Origin of the sequence: Novosphingobium anseongense (assembly GCF_037482895.1) — a bacterium.
In the GTDB taxonomy this organism is placed as follows: Bacteria; Pseudomonadota; Alphaproteobacteria; order Sphingomonadales; family Sphingomonadaceae; genus Novosphingobium; species Novosphingobium anseongense.
The window spans coordinates 20,197-33,834 of sequence record NZ_JBBHJZ010000004.1 but is presented as its reverse complement, the minus strand read 5'-3'; the positions used below and the strand labels follow the sequence as shown (position 1 = coordinate 33,834).

Genomic DNA, 13,638 nt, shown 5'->3' with positions numbered 1-13,638 from the left:
GGGTGCGGGGACAATAGCCCCCGCACTTCCCCTTTTCCTCAATCGTGGTCGCGATCGCCCGCGCCCATGTAGAGCTCGCGGCCGGTTTCGTCGTAGACCTTGCTCATCTGCGCCATGCCCGCCTCGGCCTCCTCGGCGGCGACGAAGCCGTCGGAGGGCTGGTTCTGCAGCTTGGCGAATTCGCGCACTTCCTGGCTGATCTTCATCGAACAGAACTTCGGCCCGCACATCGAGCAGAAGTGCGCCGACTTGGCGCCTTCGGCCGGCAGGGTCTGGTCGTGGTACTTCTCGGCCGTGTCGGGATCGAGCGACAGGTTGAACTGGTCGCGCCAGCGGAATTCGAAGCGCGCCTTGCTCAGCGCGTCGTCGCGGACCTGCGCGGCGGGATGCCCCTTGGCGAGATCCGCCGCGTGGGCGGCCAGCTTGTAGGTGACGACGCCGACCTTCACATCGTCGCGGTCGGGCAGGCCCAGGTGCTCCTTGGGCGTGACGTAGCAGAGCATCGCCGTGCCGTACCAGCCGATCTGGGCGGCGCCGATGCCGCTGGTGATGTGGTCATAGCCCGGCGCGATGTCGGTGGTCAGCGGCCCGAGCGTGTAGAACGGCGCCTCGCCGCAGGACTCGAGCTGCTTTTCCATATTCTCCTTGATCTTGTGCATCGGCACGTGGCCGGGGCCCTCGATCATGACCTGGACGTCCTGCTCCCAGGCGCGCTTGGTCAGCTCGCCCAGGGTATAGAGCTCGGCGAACTGGGCCTCGTCGTTGGCGTCGTAGATCGAGCCGGGGCGCAGACCGTCGCCGAGCGAATAGGCCACGTCGTAGGCCTTCATGATCTCGGTGATCTCGTCGAAGCGCTCGTAGAGGAAGCTCTCCTTGTGGTGCGCCAGGCACCACTTGGCCATGATCGAGCCACCGCGGCTGACGATGCCGGTCATCCGCTTGGCGGCGAGCGGCACGTAGGGCAGGCGGACGCCGGCGTGGATCGTGAAGTAGTCGACGCCCTGCTCGGCCTGTTCGATCAAGGTGTCGCGGAAGATCTCCCAGGTCAGGTCCTCGGCCACGCCGCCGACCTTCTCGAGCGCCTGGTAGATCGGCACGGTGCCGATCGGAACGGGGCTGTTGCGGATGATCCACTCGCGCGTGTCGTGGATGTTGCGGCCGGTCGACAGGTCCATGACGGTGTCGGCGCCCCAGCGGATCGACCAGACCATCTTGTCGACTTCGCTGGCAACGTCCGAGGCGACCGCCGAGTTGCCGATGTTGGCGTTGATCTTGACCAGGAAGTTGCGGCCGATCGCCATCGGCTCGCATTCGGGGTGGTTGACGTTGCTGGGAATGATCGCGCGGCCGCGGGCGACTTCGCTGCGCACGAATTCGGGCGTCACGTAGTCGGGAATGCTCGCGCCGAAGCTTTCGCCGTCGCGCTTGTATTCGGCGAGGCGGGCGCGGCCGAGGTTCTCGCGCTCGGCGACATATTCCATCTCGGGGGTGATGATGCCGCGACGGGCATAGTGCATCTGGCTGAGGTTGGCGCCGGCCTTGGCGCGCAGCGGACGACGCAGCGCGGTGGGGAACGGCGGGACGCCGCCCGAGCGATCGGGGCCGAGCTGGCCGTTGTCCTCGGGCTTGACCTCGCGCGGCTCGTATTCCTCGACGTCGCCGCGGGCCAGCTGCCAGTCGCGGCGCAGCGGGGCGAGACCGGCGGCAATGTCGATCGTCGCATCGGGATCGGTATAGGGACCCGAAGTGTCGTAGACGCGCACCGGCGGTTCGCCCGAGCTGGGCTCGAGGTAAATCTCGCGCATGGCGACCTTGAGCGGGCCGACGTGGATCTTCTTCGAGCCGCGAATCGGTCCGGTGGTGACGCCGATCTCGAGGCGGGAATTGATGTCGGCCATATGCGCTCCCTCAGAGGCTTAGAATCGAGGGCGAATGGCGGGAACGCTTGCGTAGAGCGGCCCTTCCCTCCGCCCGTGCTAACGGGTTCAGGTTCGACGGGTCGTAGGGCGCGACACCTACCTCTCAGCCGCTTGGCTCCCCGGGGATGGCTGGACAATAGGCTGGTCGGCCGTAGTAGTCCAGCCGCCCCATGACCTTGCTCTACCGCCTCGACGCACACGCCCCGGCGATCGCCGCGCGCTTCGGCGCCAGTTCGCGGAACGATCCCTGGGCGGGCGGTCACGTCGCGCCCGGCGGCTTCGCGCCGGTGGTGACGACGGGGCGCGAGTTCGTCGCCGGGCCGCGGCCGCAGGGCACGCCGACGCGAAGGATGATCCCGCGGGTCTGGGGCGTGCCTCCGCCCCCCTCGGCCGGCGATCCGGCGCGCGGGATCGCGACGGTGCGCAATCTCGACAGCCCGTTCTGGATCGGCAACTTGCGCAACAGCGAGTTTCGCTGCCTCGTGCCCGCGACCGCCTTCATGGAATGGGGAAAGGGTGTCGATCGCGAGGGCAAGCGCCGCCAATACTGGATCGCCTGCGCCGACCAGCCGCTGTTCGCTTTTGCCGCGGTGTGGAAGGACAGCGAAGTGCCAAGCTTCGCGCTGATCACCTGCCCGGCCAGTGCCGCGCTGCGCGAACTAGGCCGCGAGACGATGCCCGCGATCGTTCCCGCCGATCCCGCCGCGATGCACATCTGGCTCAACGGCGGCTGGGACCGGGCACGCGATCTGATCGCGCCCTACCCCTCGGCAATGACGGAAATCCGGGCTTCCCGCGACAAGCTCAAGTAAACTTTAGGTTGGTCAAAACGTGTAGGCGAGACCGCCACCGACGAAGAACTGGCCGCGTTTTCCGCGGATCGATGAGATCGGAGTTTCCGCCGCGCTGCCCTGGAGCCGGGAGTATTGCGCGCCAACGCCGAGCGCGAAGCCGCCGTCCAGGAAATTGCCCGAAAGGTCGATCGCGGTGAAGGCGCCGACGTTCCACTCCTTGAAGCCACCGCGCCCGGCATATTGCGGCAGGCCGCTGGCCGCGCTGCCCGCGGCGTCGATGCCGTAGTTGTACTGCGCGTACTTGCGGTCGACGAATTCGGCGCCGACCCTGGCGCCGATCACCTGGCCCTTGGAGACCGGAGTGAAGTAGGTCATGCCCGGCGCGATCACGCGGCCGCCGCCCTTGCCCGAGATGTCCCAGCGCACGTCGGCGCCGAGCGAAATCCGGTCGAAGGCATTGATCACGCCCTTGAGCGATAAGCCCGCCGAGACGCCGCCTTCGATCACGCCGTCGAGCTTGCCGAGCCGCGCGACCACCGGATCCTTGATGCTACCCGTGCGGTTGGCGCGATAGCGCGCGACCGGACCAAGGTTGAAGCTGAGCCGCTGGCCCTTCTCCTCGGGAATGAAATCGAGCGCGACACCCGCGGCGCGCGGATTGATGCCGATTCCGGCGATCCGTCCGAAGACGCCGCCCGCCGGGGTGATCGTGCGGTTGTCCGAGCCTTCGTAGCTGGGCATCGACACCGCGCCGGCCGCGACGACAAGGAAATCGCCGTCGAACACGCTCGATTCGAGCACGGCGTCGGCCTGCGCCGGGGTTTCGGCCTGCGCGGGGTCGGCCGGGGGGACCACATCCTGCGCAAGAGCGGGAACTGCGGAAGCGGCGAATGCGATGGCGGGCAGGAGGATGCGGTTCATGGTCCTCGCAAGTGTCTGGTGGTGAACGTTCCCGGGCTAACGCGTGAGCCACGGGAAGGTTCGCAATCAGGACAATGCGATCAGGCGGGCTCTTCCTCCGGCGCGGTCGCGGCCCCCTCGCCCAAGCCGCGCTGCATGTAGATGACGTCGAGCCAGCGCCCGTGCTTGCGGCCGACACTGTCGAGCCGGCCGACCTCGACGAACCCCGCCCGGACATGGAGCGCGATCGAGGCAGGCTCGGTCCCCGCGATCAGCGCGATCATCTGTCGCTGACCCGCCGCGGTGCAGGCCTCGATCAAAGCTGCGAGCAGCGCCTTGCCGAGCCCCTGCCCCAGCCGATCGTGGGCGATGTAGATCGCGTCCTCGCAGGTCCGTCCATAGGCCGCACGCGCATGGAAGGCACTCGCATAGGCATAGCCGAGAACCGCCCCTTCGGGATCGCGCGCAACGAGCCAGGGCAGGCCCGCCGCCCGGACCTTGGCCATGCGCGCGGCGATCTCGTCGGCTTCGGGCGGCTCGATCTCGAAAGTCGCGGTGCCATGAACCACGTGGTGGGCATAGATCGCCGCGATCGCCGCGGCGTCGGCCGGGTTTGCTGGCACGATCAGGTAAGAAACGGTCATGGTTCCAACTATCGCGCCCAATTGCCCTTGGGAAGCGGCAGCACGGCGTATCGCCGCGGAGCTTGTGGCGACCAACGCGGTTTCTCTCATGCGGGCGATTTTCGAAATCAGCCCAGACGAAAAGGACAGGACCGATGAAGGCAATCCGCAATTCCATCCTCATGGCCGGCGCGGCACTGGCGTTCACGCTTCCCGCTCTGGCACTGGCCCAAGCGCAGGACAGCGCCGCCAAGAAGGGAGCCGAGGCCTCCGCTGCGCAGGCGCAAAGTCCAGGTGCCCCAGGCTCGGGCGACCCCACGGGCACGACGACGCCGAACGCAGCCGGCCAGAGCCAAACCACCGCAGGTCCGACGACGGTGAGCCCGGGCTCCGCCGATGCCGCGACTGGCACGCCGGATGCGGCCGCCTCTGCGGCGACGAGCGGCCCGGCCGCCTCGGCTTCGCAACCGGCCGACGCCGCAGTCACCCAAGGCGCCGGTTCGCCCGATCCGAGCGCGGTTGCCGGAGCCCCGACCGAAGCCAGAGAATATCCACGCTGCTCGGCGACCGTGACCGACGGCTGCGTCCAGAAGGGCGGCATGGATCGGCCCAAGAGCCGCAATTCCCGTAACTGAGGCAAATTCCGAAGGCTTGCTCCTGCGAAGGTCCTCATAGCCACTCCGAGATTGCAAGGGCGGCTTGCGCAAGGCCGCCCTTGCTTTAAACGCTTGCCGCGATGAGCGAGCGTGACTGTGACATCGCCATCCTTGGCGGAGGCCTCGCCGGGGGACTGATCGCCCTGGCACTGGCTCGGCTTCGCCCCGAGCTGCGAGTCATCGTGATCGAACGCGGCGCGCGCTTCGGCGGCGAGCACGTCTGGTCGTTCTTCGCCAGCGACGTCGCGCAAGATCACGCCTGGCTGGTCGATCCGCTCGTCGCGGCGCGCTGGGACGGATACGAGGTGCGCTTTCCCGGTCATACGCGCCAGCTCGACAGCGGCTATCGCAGCATCGTCAGCGAGAATCTCGACCGCGCGCTGCGCGACGCGCTGCCGGTGGCGAGCCTTCTCGCGAATACCGAAGTGGTCGAGGCCGGACAGGACTTCGTGCGGCTATCGGACGGACGGAGCCTGAACGCGGGCGGCGTAATCGACGCACGTGGCGCTTCCGGCCTTCCGCATATGGCCGGCGGCTGGCAGCGCTTCTTCGGCCAGCTCCTGCGGCTCGATCGTCCCCACGGCCTGACCCGGCCGATCGTCATGGACGCCTGCGTCGAACAGACCGACGGCTATCGCTTCGTCTATCTGCTACCCTTTTCCGAAACCGATCTTTTCGTCGAGGACACCTATTATACCGATGACCCCAAGCTCGACGTCGCCCGCATGGTCGCCGCGCTTCACGCCTATGTCGCCGCGCGCGGCTGGACGATCGCCGAAGTCCTGCGCGACGATCGCGGCGTGCTGCCCGTGATCGCCCGCGGCGACTTCACCCGCTTCTGGCCCGACCCGGCCCGAAACCCTGCGCGCGCCGGTGTCCGCGCTGCGCTGGTCCACCCGCTGACCTCTTATTCGCTGCCCGATGCCGTGCGCTTCGCGTTTCATATTGCGGGGCTGCCGCAGGTTTCGGGTGCGGCGCTCGCTTCGGCAAGCTATGACCATGCCTGGACGCATTGGCGGCAGGGGAGTTTTTACCGGATGCTATCGCGAATGCTGTTTGGTGCCGGCGAGCCACAAAACCGCTTTCGCATGCTGGAACGCTTCTATCGCCTGCCCCAGCCGCTGATCGAGCGCTTCTACGCCGGCCGCTCCACCCCCATCGACATGGTCCGCATCCTCGCGGGCAAACCGCCTGTGCCGGTTTTCGCCGCGCTGGCCGCGCTGACCGGCGGCGGTCGTCCCCTGGCCGACCTGACCTTGACGGATCGGGGAGCCGTCGCATGAAACGCGCCTGCGTCATCGGTGCCGGTTTCGGCGGTCTCGCGCTGGCCATCCGGCTTCAATCCTCGGGTATCGAGACCACGGTGGTCGAGGCGCGCGACAAGCCCGGCGGCCGCGCCTACGTCTGGGAGCGCGAAGGCTTCACGTTCGACGCGGGCCCCACCGTCATCACCGATCCTGCCTGCCTGCGCGAGCTCTGGCAGCTCTCGGGCCGCGACATGGCCGAGGACATCGAATTGATGCCGGTCATGCCGTTCTACCGGCTCAACTGGCCCGACGGCGTCAACTTCGACTATTCAAACGACGATGCCGCGCTCAACAAGGAGATCGCCAAGCTCTCGCCCGAGGATCTCGCCGGCTATGCCGAGTTCCTCGAATATTCGGCAGCGGTCTACGAGGAAGGCTATCTCCGGCTCGGCTCGGTGCCATTCCTCGATTTCACCGCGATGCTGCGCGCCGCGCCGGCCATGCTGAAGCACCAGGCCTGGCGCTCGGTCTATTCGATGGTCTCGAGCTACATCAAGCACGAGAAGCTGCGCGAGGCCTTCTCGTTCCACACCCTGCTCGTCGGCGGCAATCCGATGACCACGAGCTCGATCTATGCGCTGATCCACAAGCTCGAGAAGGATGGCGGCGTCTGGTGGGCTCGCGGCGGCACCAACAAGCTGATCGCCGCGATGGTCAAGCATTTCGAACGGCTCGGCGGCGTGTTGCGGCTCCACGATCCCGTACTCCACGTCCACACCCTGGGCGACCGCGCAACCGAGGTCGAGACCTGCTCGGGCTGGCGCGAGCGCTTCGATGCGGTCGCCTCCAACGCCGACATCATGCACACCTACCGCGATCTCCTTTCGGGCACCGCGCGCGGGCCGCAGATGGCGCGCAAGCTCGCGACCAAGCGCTTCAGCCCCAGCCTGTTCGTCGTCCACTTCGGCGTCGAGGGTACCTGGCCCGGGATCCCGCATCACACGATCCTGTTCGGCCCGCGTTACAAGGGCCTGCTCGAGGACATCTTCGATCACGGCGTGTTGCCGCAAGACTTCTCGATCTACCTGCACCACCCGACCGTGACCGACCCCTCGCTGGCACCGCCGGGCAAGAGCACCTTCTACGCGCTGATCCCCGTCGCCAACCAGGGCAAGCTGCCGATCGACTGGGATACGGTCGGTCCGATGATCGAAAAGCGCGTGCTCGACGAGGTCGGCCGCCGGTTGATCCCCGACATCCACGACCGCATCATCACCAAGTTCCACTATGCCCCGCGCGACTTCGCGCTCGATCTCAACGCCTACCAGGGCAGCGCCTTCAGCCTCGAGCCGATCCTGACTCAGAGCGCCTGGTTCCGCGGCCACAACCGCGACGACAAGATCAAGAACATGTACCTCGTCGGCGCGGGCACGCACCCGGGCGCGGGGATCCCGGGCGTGGTGGGCAGCGCCAAGGCGACCGCCCGGCTGATGGTGGAGGACCTGAAATGAAGCGCCTCGCGGTCTACTGCGGTTCGGCCACCCCCGCCGATCCACGCTATGTTGAACTCGCGCGCGACGTCGGCCGCACCCTGGCCGAGCGTGGCATCGGCGTGGTCTATGGCGGCGGCCGCCTCGGGCTGATGGGCGCAGTTGCATCGGGCGCGCTCCAGGCCGGCGGCGAAGTGATCGGCGTGATCCCGCAAGCGCTGGCTGGCGCCGAAGTGGCCAACACCGACTGCACCGAACTGCGCGTCGTCGACGGCATGCATTCGCGCAAGCTGGCCTTCACCGAGCTATCCGACGGCTTTCTGACGATCCCCGGCGGCGTCGGCACGATGGACGAGCTGTGGGAGGCCGTGTCCTGGGCGCAGCTCGGCTATCACGCCAAGCCCGTCGGCGTGCTCAACGCCTTCGGCTTTTACGACCACCTGCTCGCCTTCAACCGCCATATGGCCGAGGTCGGCTTCGTCCGTCCGATGCACCAGGGCATCATCCTGGCCGAGCCCGAGCTCGACCTGTTGCTCCAGCGCATGGCCGCGCACGAACCCGTCCAGGCGATCTTCTCGATGAAGGCGAGCGAGCTGTGAGCCGCTTGCATCATGGAGCGTAGCGAACTCCTCGCCCACGCCGAGCAGTCGATCGCGCGCGGTTCGAAGAGCTTCGCCGCCGCCAGCCGCCTGTTCGACCGCACAACGCGGGAGCGCGTCTGGCTGCTCTACGCCTGGTGCCGCGCCTGCGACGACTTGGCCGATGCGCAGGACCACGGCGGCGAATTGGGCGACCAGGCCGGCGCAGCCGAACGGCTCGCGACGATCCAGCGACTGACCCACATGGCCTTCGTCGGCGAGCCCACCGGCGATCCGGCCTTCGACGCCCTCGGCCAGCTTTCGCGCGAATGCGATCTGACACAGGCCATGGCGCAGGACGTGATCGCCGGCTTTGCGCTCGACGCGGCGGGCTGGCGTCCCCAGACCGAGGCCGACATGCTGCGCTACTGCTATCACGTCGCCGGCGCGGTCGGGGTGATGATAGCCGCGGTCATGGGCGTGCCCGCGAGCGACGAGGACACGCTCGACCGGGCCTGCGACCTCGGCCTCGCCTTCCAGCTCGCGAACATCGCGCGCGACGTTGCCGAGGACCATGCGGCCGGGCGCTGCTACCTGCCCGCCGACTGGCTCGACGAGGCCGGAATCGCGCCCGAGACGTTAATGGATCGTCGCCATCGCCCCACCCTGGCGGGCATCATCCAGCGCATCGGCGCCCTCGAAACGCGCTACGCGGCCTCGGCCCGGATCGGCGCGCAACGGCTCGGGTTCCGCCAGCGCTGGGCCGTGCTCGCGGCCGCGGGAATCTATGGCGCGATCCTCCGCGAAGCCTTGCGCCGGGGCGAAACGGCCTTCGACGCGCGCATCACGACTTCGTCCGCGGCCAAGCTCGGCTTCGTCCTGCGCGGCTTCGCCGAGGCGCTCCTGCCGGCAAGGAATGGCGGAAAACCGGCACTCTCGCGACGCGAGCTCGCAGCGCTTACGACATTTGGTTAACCGCGCGACCGCGCCCCTTAACAAATCCGAACCGCGACCGTTCTAGGGCTTGAAGCAATCGCTGCATGGGGGATGCGGTTGCGACAGGGATATGACCACTTAGCTACAGGTTCGCACCTATGCCCGCTCTCGCCCAATGCTGGTACACTCGCACGCACGTTCCCGCCGGTCGGAAGTACAAGGAGTCCGATGGCTCGTTGTCGGCCGAGTGCCGCTATTGCCAGAAATCGATCACGAGCTGGAACAAGGGCGCCTGGTATCCGGCGGACGGCTTCAACGTGAGCAAGCTGCGCGACGCGACCAGCGGCCGCTGCCTCTATGTGGTCGATTTCGCCGACGAGTTCATCGTCGCGCGCTATCCGATCGATCACCTCAAGACCGTCGCCCAGGTCCGCGACTTCAAGCTCGAACTGCGCGCGGTCCACGGGCTCGATGAATTCGGCGCGACGCTGGAGATCATCGACACCAAGGAAGCCGCCAAGGTCCACTGACCTCAGTGCGGGTGCGCCAGGATATAGTCCTCGAGCGCGTTCTTCTCCTTGCCGTTCAGTCTTAGGCCCAGCTTCGAGCGCCGCCAGAGCACGTCTTCCGCGGTGCTCGCGAATTCGACGTGGCGCATGTATTCGACTTCGGCCGCGCTGAGGCCTGCGCCGAAGATCTGGCCCAGGTCCTCCCAGCTCTTCGCCTCTCCCAGCCATCGCGCCGCGCGCGTGCCATAGGCGCGGGCCACGCGATCCACGTCCTCCTCGGCCAGAAACGGATAGGCCGCGGCGAGCCCAGCCTTGAGCTTGGGCAGCCCCTTGATCGTGAAGTCGCCGCCGGGCAGCGGCGCGGTCTTCGTCCAGGCACGGCCCGGAAATCCGCCCATGCGCTGCGACAGCCGGTCGACCGCCTCTTCCGCCAGATGCCGATAGGTGGTGATCTTGCCGCCGTAGACGCTGAGCAGCGGCGCGCCTTCCTCCGAATCCGACAGCTCGAGCCGATAGCCGCGCGTTGCCGCCTCGGGCTTGCGCGAGCCATCGTTGATCAGCGGCCGCACCCCCGAATAGGACCAGACGACGTCGGCCGGCGCGATCTTCTGCATGAAATAGCGGTTCACGCCCTCGCAAAGGTAGTCGATCTCCTCGGCGCTCGCCTTGATCGCGTCGAGCGGCCCGGCATGATCGGCGTCGGTGGTGCCGATCAGGGTGAAGTCGCGCTCATAGGGGATCGCGAAGAAGATGCGCCCGTCGGGCAGCTGGAAGAAATAGGCATAAGGGTGGTCGAACAGCGCCGGCACGACGATGTGCGATCCGCGCACGAGCCGCATCGCATAGTCGGGCCGCTCGCCCGCCAGCCGCAGCACGTCTAGCACGGCCGGACCGCCGGCGTTGACGAGGGCGCGGGCGTGGAAGTGGCCGACCTGGGTCTTGAGATCCCAGCCGTTCTCCTCGCGGAAGGCGGCGAGAACCGGAACGCCGGTCAGCACCTCGGCCTCGTGCTCGTAGGCGTCGAGCGCGTTGAGCACGACCAGCCGCGCGTCGTCGACCCAGCCGTCCGAATATTCGAAACCCGTGGCGAAACCGGCCTTGAGCGGCCCCCCGGCCGGATGACGGTGCAGATCGATCGTCCGCGTCGTCGGCAGCTTCCTGCGACCGCCGATGTGGTCGTAAAGGAACAGCCCTAACCGCAGCAGCCACTTGGGCCGCAGGCCTTCGACATAGGGCAGGACGAAGCGCATCGGGTGGATGATGTGCGGCGCGATCTTCCACAACGCCTCGCGCTCGGCCAGCGCCTCGCGCACCAGGCCGAACTCGCGGTGCTCGAGATAGCGCAGGCCGCCGTGGATCAGCTTGGTCGAGGCCGATGACGTGCCGCTGGCCAGGTCGTTCGCTTCGAGCAGCAGCACCTTGAGCCCACGCCCGGCGGCATCACGCGCGATGCCCGCACCGTTGACCCCGCCGCCGATTACCGCGAGGTCGTAGACGGTCTGCATCAAGCCTGCTCGACCTGCCCGTGTAGGCGGCGGAACAGCTTGCCGCGCTCGCTGAACATGACCAGCAGCAGGCAGCCCACGCCCGCAGCGACCAGCGCCACGGCCAACGGGCGCGCCGATCCGTCATAGGCCTGGCCGATCAAGGCGCCGAGCACCGAACCGATCACCATGCGCAGGAACACCTGGAGCGAGGCGGCCGCACCGGCGATCCGCGCGAAAGGCTGCAGCGCAATGGCTGAGAAGTTCGCGGAGATGAAGCCCATCACGCAAAGGTTCAAGGTCATGATCGGGATGAACTGCCAGATTGTCTCATCCTCCCCCGAGGCGAAGAATAGCTGGGTCGCACCGAGGATGATATAGGCGATCACCGCGGCGTGGGACACCCGCCGCGCGCCGAAGCGCATGACGATGCGCGAATTGGTCAGGTTGGCCATGGCCATGGCGATGGCCATGGCGCCGAAGACCAGCGGAAACAGGTCGCCTGCGCCGAAGTGCTCGGCAACGAGTTGCTGCGAGGAGTTGATATAGCCGAACAACGCGCCCTGGATCAGCGCCAGCGCGAAGACATAGCCGATGGCCGAACGCGTGGTGAAGGCGATCCGCATGTTGCCGGCGATCGCGCGCACATCGATCTTCTGGCGGAATTCGGGATGCAAGGTCTCGGGCAGACGCAGCCAAGCCCAGACGAAGACCGCGGCGCCGAGGCCGGCCATGATACCGAAGACCCAGCGCCAGTTGCCGAACAGTTCGAGCACGGCCAGGCCCAGCGTCGGCGCGGCCATCGGCACGATCATGAAGACGACGCTGACCAGCGATTGGGTGCGCGCCATCTTGTCGCCCGAAAAGCGATCGCGGATCGTCGCCGAGCTGACGACGATCATGCCCGAGGACAGCACGCCGGCGCAGGCGCGCATGGCCAGCAGGGCGCCGAACGTGGGGGCCAGCGCCGCAGCAAGGCTGAACAGCACATAGCCGCCGACGCAGACGAACAGCACCGGGCGCCGCCCGAACCGATCGGCCAAGGCACCAGGGAACAGCGAGCCGAGCCCCGAGGCGATCAGGAAGATCCCGATGATCAGCTGACGCTCGTTCGAGCCGTCGACGCCGAGGTCGTGCGACATCACGCCGAGTGCGGGCAGCATGGCGTCGATCGCCAGCGCCTGCAGCGCCTGCAGCGAAGCCATCATCGCGACGAACTCGCGTCCGCCCATGGCGAAAGGTTGGGTGCTGGGGGAGGACATGCCGGGGCTATGTGGCGGATGGGGAGCGCAATGGCTAGGGCAAGCGCCGCAAAAAACCTCGCGAGCGAAGCGATGATCGCTACCTTGACGCCATGAGCGCCGACGACGACCAAGACGATGATGAACTCGCGCCGGGGCTGCGCAAGATCATCCACGTCGACATGGACGCCTTCTACGCGAGCTGCGAGCAGCGCGATGATCCGTCGCTGCGCGGCCAGCCGGTAGCCGTGGGCGGATCGGCCGCGCGCGGCGTGGTCGCGGCGGCGAGCTACGAGGCGCGTCGGTTCGGCGTGCGTTCGGCCATGCCCTCGGTCACGGCAGCGCGGCTCTGCCCGAACCTGATCTTCCGCAAGGCCCGCTTCGACGTCTACCGCGCGGTGTCGCAGCAGATCCGAACGATCTTCCACGACTATACGCCCCACGTCGAACCGCTGTCGCTGGACGAAGCTTATCTCGACGTGACCGACGACCTCAAGGGGATCGGCTCGGCCACGCGGATCGCCGAATTGATCCGCGCGCGCATTCGTGAGGAGACCGGCGGACTGACCGCCAGCGCGGGGGTTTCGTACAACAAGTTCCTCGCCAAGCTCGCCAGCGACCAGAACAAGCCCGACGGCATCTGCGTGATCCGCCCGGGCGAGGGCGTGAACTTCGTCGCCGGCCTGCCCGTGCGCCGCTTCCACGGCGTCGGCCCGCGCGGTGCCGAGAAGATGAGCAAGCTGGGCATCGAGACCGGCGCCGATCTCGCCGCCAAGGACATCGCCTTCCTGCGCGCGAACTTCGGCTCCTTCGCCGACTATCTCTATCGCGCCGCGCGCGGCATCGACCTGCGCCGGGTCAAGGCCAACCGGCCGCGCAAGTCGCTCGGCGCCGAACGCACCTTCGATCGCGACCTGTCGTCGGGTCCGATGCTGCGCGAGGCGCTCGACAACATCATCGAGATCATCTGGGAACGGATCGAGCGCGCCGAGGCCAAGGGACGCACCGTGACGCTCAAACTCAAGCATTCGGACTTCACCACCCACACGCGCGCCAAATCGCTATCACGGCCGGTGGCCGACCGCCGCGAATTCACGCAGATCGGCCACGCTCTGCTCGACGAGGTGCTGCCCCTGCCCCAACCTATCCGGCTGATGGGGCTCACGCTCTCGGCGATGGATGGCGAGAAGGAGGTGGAAGAGCGGCCGGACGGGCAGTTGTCGTTGCTGTAACGAAACCTAGATCCTCCCCTGTAAGGGGA

13 protein-coding genes and 1 riboswitch are annotated in these 13,638 nt (G+C 67.3%); of the genes, 8 read left to right on the top strand and 5 right to left on the bottom strand.

All coding sequences use genetic code 11. The features are described from left to right. Positions 1-38 precede the first annotated feature (38 nt). A complete protein-coding gene (thiC, locus tag WG901_RS17890) occupies positions 39-1,898 on the bottom strand; it encodes a phosphomethylpyrimidine synthase ThiC (RefSeq protein WP_339588471.1) in 1,860 nt (619 codons plus the stop codon). Positions 1,899-1,945: 47 nt separating this feature from the next. Beyond that, a riboswitch (TPP riboswitch) is annotated at positions 1,946-2,051 on the bottom strand. A gap of 38 nt (positions 2,052-2,089) precedes the next feature. Here thiC and WG901_RS17885 point away from each other — a divergent pair. Beyond that, positions 2,090-2,731: an SOS response-associated peptidase family protein gene (locus tag WG901_RS17885; protein WP_339588470.1), complete on the top strand. Its 642-nt coding sequence runs from the start codon at positions 2,090-2,092 to the stop codon at positions 2,729-2,731. 12 nt (positions 2,732-2,743) lie between these two features. Here the strand turns inward: WG901_RS17885 and WG901_RS17880 are convergent, their stop codons facing one another. Together WG901_RS17880 and WG901_RS17875 are read right to left on the bottom strand one after the other, a co-directional pair. Next, positions 2,744-3,634, bottom strand: coding sequence for a MipA/OmpV family protein (locus tag WG901_RS17880; protein WP_339588469.1), 891 nt, complete (start codon positions 3,632-3,634; stop codon positions 2,744-2,746). An 80-nt stretch (positions 3,635-3,714) separates the two neighbouring features. Beyond that, positions 3,715-4,257, bottom strand: a complete 543-nt coding sequence (locus WG901_RS17875) for a GNAT family N-acetyltransferase (protein ID WP_339588468.1) — start codon at positions 4,255-4,257, stop codon at positions 3,715-3,717. 134 nt (positions 4,258-4,391) lie between these two features. On the opposite strand from WG901_RS17875, the gene WG901_RS17870 reads away from it, so the two are divergent. The 6 genes from WG901_RS17870 (at position 4,392) to WG901_RS17845 (ending at position 9,673) form a co-directional block, all read left to right on the top strand. Then, the gene (locus WG901_RS17870; protein WP_339588467.1) at positions 4,392-4,871 is read left to right on the top strand and encodes a hypothetical protein; all 480 of its coding nucleotides are present in this window, start codon (positions 4,392-4,394) and stop codon (positions 4,869-4,871) included. 101 nt (positions 4,872-4,972) lie between these two features. Continuing rightward, positions 4,973-6,175: a lycopene beta-cyclase CrtY gene (gene crtY, locus WG901_RS17865; protein WP_339588466.1), complete on the top strand. Its 1,203-nt coding sequence runs from the start codon at positions 4,973-4,975 to the stop codon at positions 6,173-6,175. Beyond that, positions 6,172-7,650, top strand: coding sequence for a phytoene desaturase (locus tag WG901_RS17860; RefSeq protein WP_339588465.1), 1,479 nt, complete (start codon positions 6,172-6,174; stop codon positions 7,648-7,650). Before crtY ends, WG901_RS17860 begins: the two co-directional genes overlap by 4 nt. Then, positions 7,647-8,228 (top strand): LOG family protein, encoded by a 582-nt coding sequence (locus WG901_RS17855; protein WP_339588464.1) that lies wholly within the window; start codon positions 7,647-7,649, stop codon positions 8,226-8,228. The genes WG901_RS17860 and WG901_RS17855 overlap by 4 nt, the downstream gene beginning before the upstream one ends. 12 nt (positions 8,229-8,240) lie before the next feature. Beyond that, on the top strand, positions 8,241-9,182 hold the full coding sequence (locus tag WG901_RS17850) for a phytoene/squalene synthase family protein (protein ID WP_339588463.1): 942 nt from the start codon (positions 8,241-8,243) through the stop codon (positions 9,180-9,182). Between the two features lie 119 nt (positions 9,183-9,301). After that, entirely contained in the window at positions 9,302-9,673 is a 372-nt protein-coding gene (locus WG901_RS17845; protein WP_339588462.1) for a hypothetical protein, read from the top strand. Between the two features lie 2 nt (positions 9,674-9,675). Here the strand turns inward: WG901_RS17845 and WG901_RS17840 are convergent, their stop codons facing one another. Both WG901_RS17840 and WG901_RS17835 read right to left on the bottom strand, forming a co-directional pair. Beyond that, the gene (locus WG901_RS17840; protein WP_339588461.1) at positions 9,676-11,157 is read right to left on the bottom strand and encodes a glycerol-3-phosphate dehydrogenase; all 1,482 of its coding nucleotides are present in this window, start codon (positions 11,155-11,157) and stop codon (positions 9,676-9,678) included. Continuing rightward, positions 11,157-12,398 (bottom strand): multidrug effflux MFS transporter, encoded by a 1,242-nt coding sequence (locus tag WG901_RS17835; protein WP_339588460.1) that lies wholly within the window; start codon positions 12,396-12,398, stop codon positions 11,157-11,159. Before WG901_RS17835 ends, WG901_RS17840 begins: the two co-directional genes overlap by 1 nt. Positions 12,399-12,490: 92 nt before the next feature. On the opposite strand from WG901_RS17835, the gene dinB reads away from it, so the two are divergent. After that, positions 12,491-13,609, top strand: a complete 1,119-nt coding sequence (dinB, locus tag WG901_RS17830; RefSeq protein ID WP_339588459.1) for a DNA polymerase IV — start codon at positions 12,491-12,493, stop codon at positions 13,607-13,609. Positions 13,610-13,638 lie beyond the last annotated feature (29 nt).

What these genes read in the sequence shown, in the direction of transcription:
- WG901_RS17885 (WP_339588470.1), top strand. Translation starts at nt 2,090, where the DNA reads ATGACCTTGCTCTACCGCCTCGACGCACACGCCCCGGCGATCGCCGCG.
- WG901_RS17880 (WP_339588469.1), bottom strand. Translation starts at nt 3,634, where the DNA reads ATGAACCGCATCCTCCTGCCCGCCATCGCATTCGCCGCTTCCGCAGTT.
- crtY (WP_339588466.1), top strand. Translation starts at nt 4,973, where the DNA reads ATGAGCGAGCGTGACTGTGACATCGCCATCCTTGGCGGAGGCCTCGCC.
- WG901_RS17850 (WP_339588463.1), top strand. Translation starts at nt 8,241, where the DNA reads ATGGAGCGTAGCGAACTCCTCGCCCACGCCGAGCAGTCGATCGCGCGC.
- WG901_RS17855 (WP_339588464.1), top strand. Translation starts at nt 7,647, where the DNA reads ATGAAGCGCCTCGCGGTCTACTGCGGTTCGGCCACCCCCGCCGATCCA.
- thiC (WP_339588471.1), bottom strand. Translation starts at nt 1,898, where the DNA reads ATGGCCGACATCAATTCCCGCCTCGAGATCGGCGTCACCACCGGACCG.
- WG901_RS17845 (WP_339588462.1), top strand. Translation starts at nt 9,302, where the DNA reads ATGCCCGCTCTCGCCCAATGCTGGTACACTCGCACGCACGTTCCCGCC.
- WG901_RS17870 (WP_339588467.1), top strand. Translation starts at nt 4,392, where the DNA reads ATGAAGGCAATCCGCAATTCCATCCTCATGGCCGGCGCGGCACTGGCG.
- WG901_RS17840 (WP_339588461.1), bottom strand. Translation starts at nt 11,157, where the DNA reads ATGCAGACCGTCTACGACCTCGCGGTAATCGGCGGCGGGGTCAACGGT.
- dinB (WP_339588459.1), top strand. Translation starts at nt 12,491, where the DNA reads ATGAGCGCCGACGACGACCAAGACGATGATGAACTCGCGCCGGGGCTG.
- WG901_RS17875 (WP_339588468.1), bottom strand. Translation starts at nt 4,257, where the DNA reads ATGACCGTTTCTTACCTGATCGTGCCAGCAAACCCGGCCGACGCCGCG.
- WG901_RS17835 (WP_339588460.1), bottom strand. Translation starts at nt 12,398, where the DNA reads ATGTCCTCCCCCAGCACCCAACCTTTCGCCATGGGCGGACGCGAGTTC.
- WG901_RS17860 (WP_339588465.1), top strand. Translation starts at nt 6,172, where the DNA reads ATGAAACGCGCCTGCGTCATCGGTGCCGGTTTCGGCGGTCTCGCGCTG.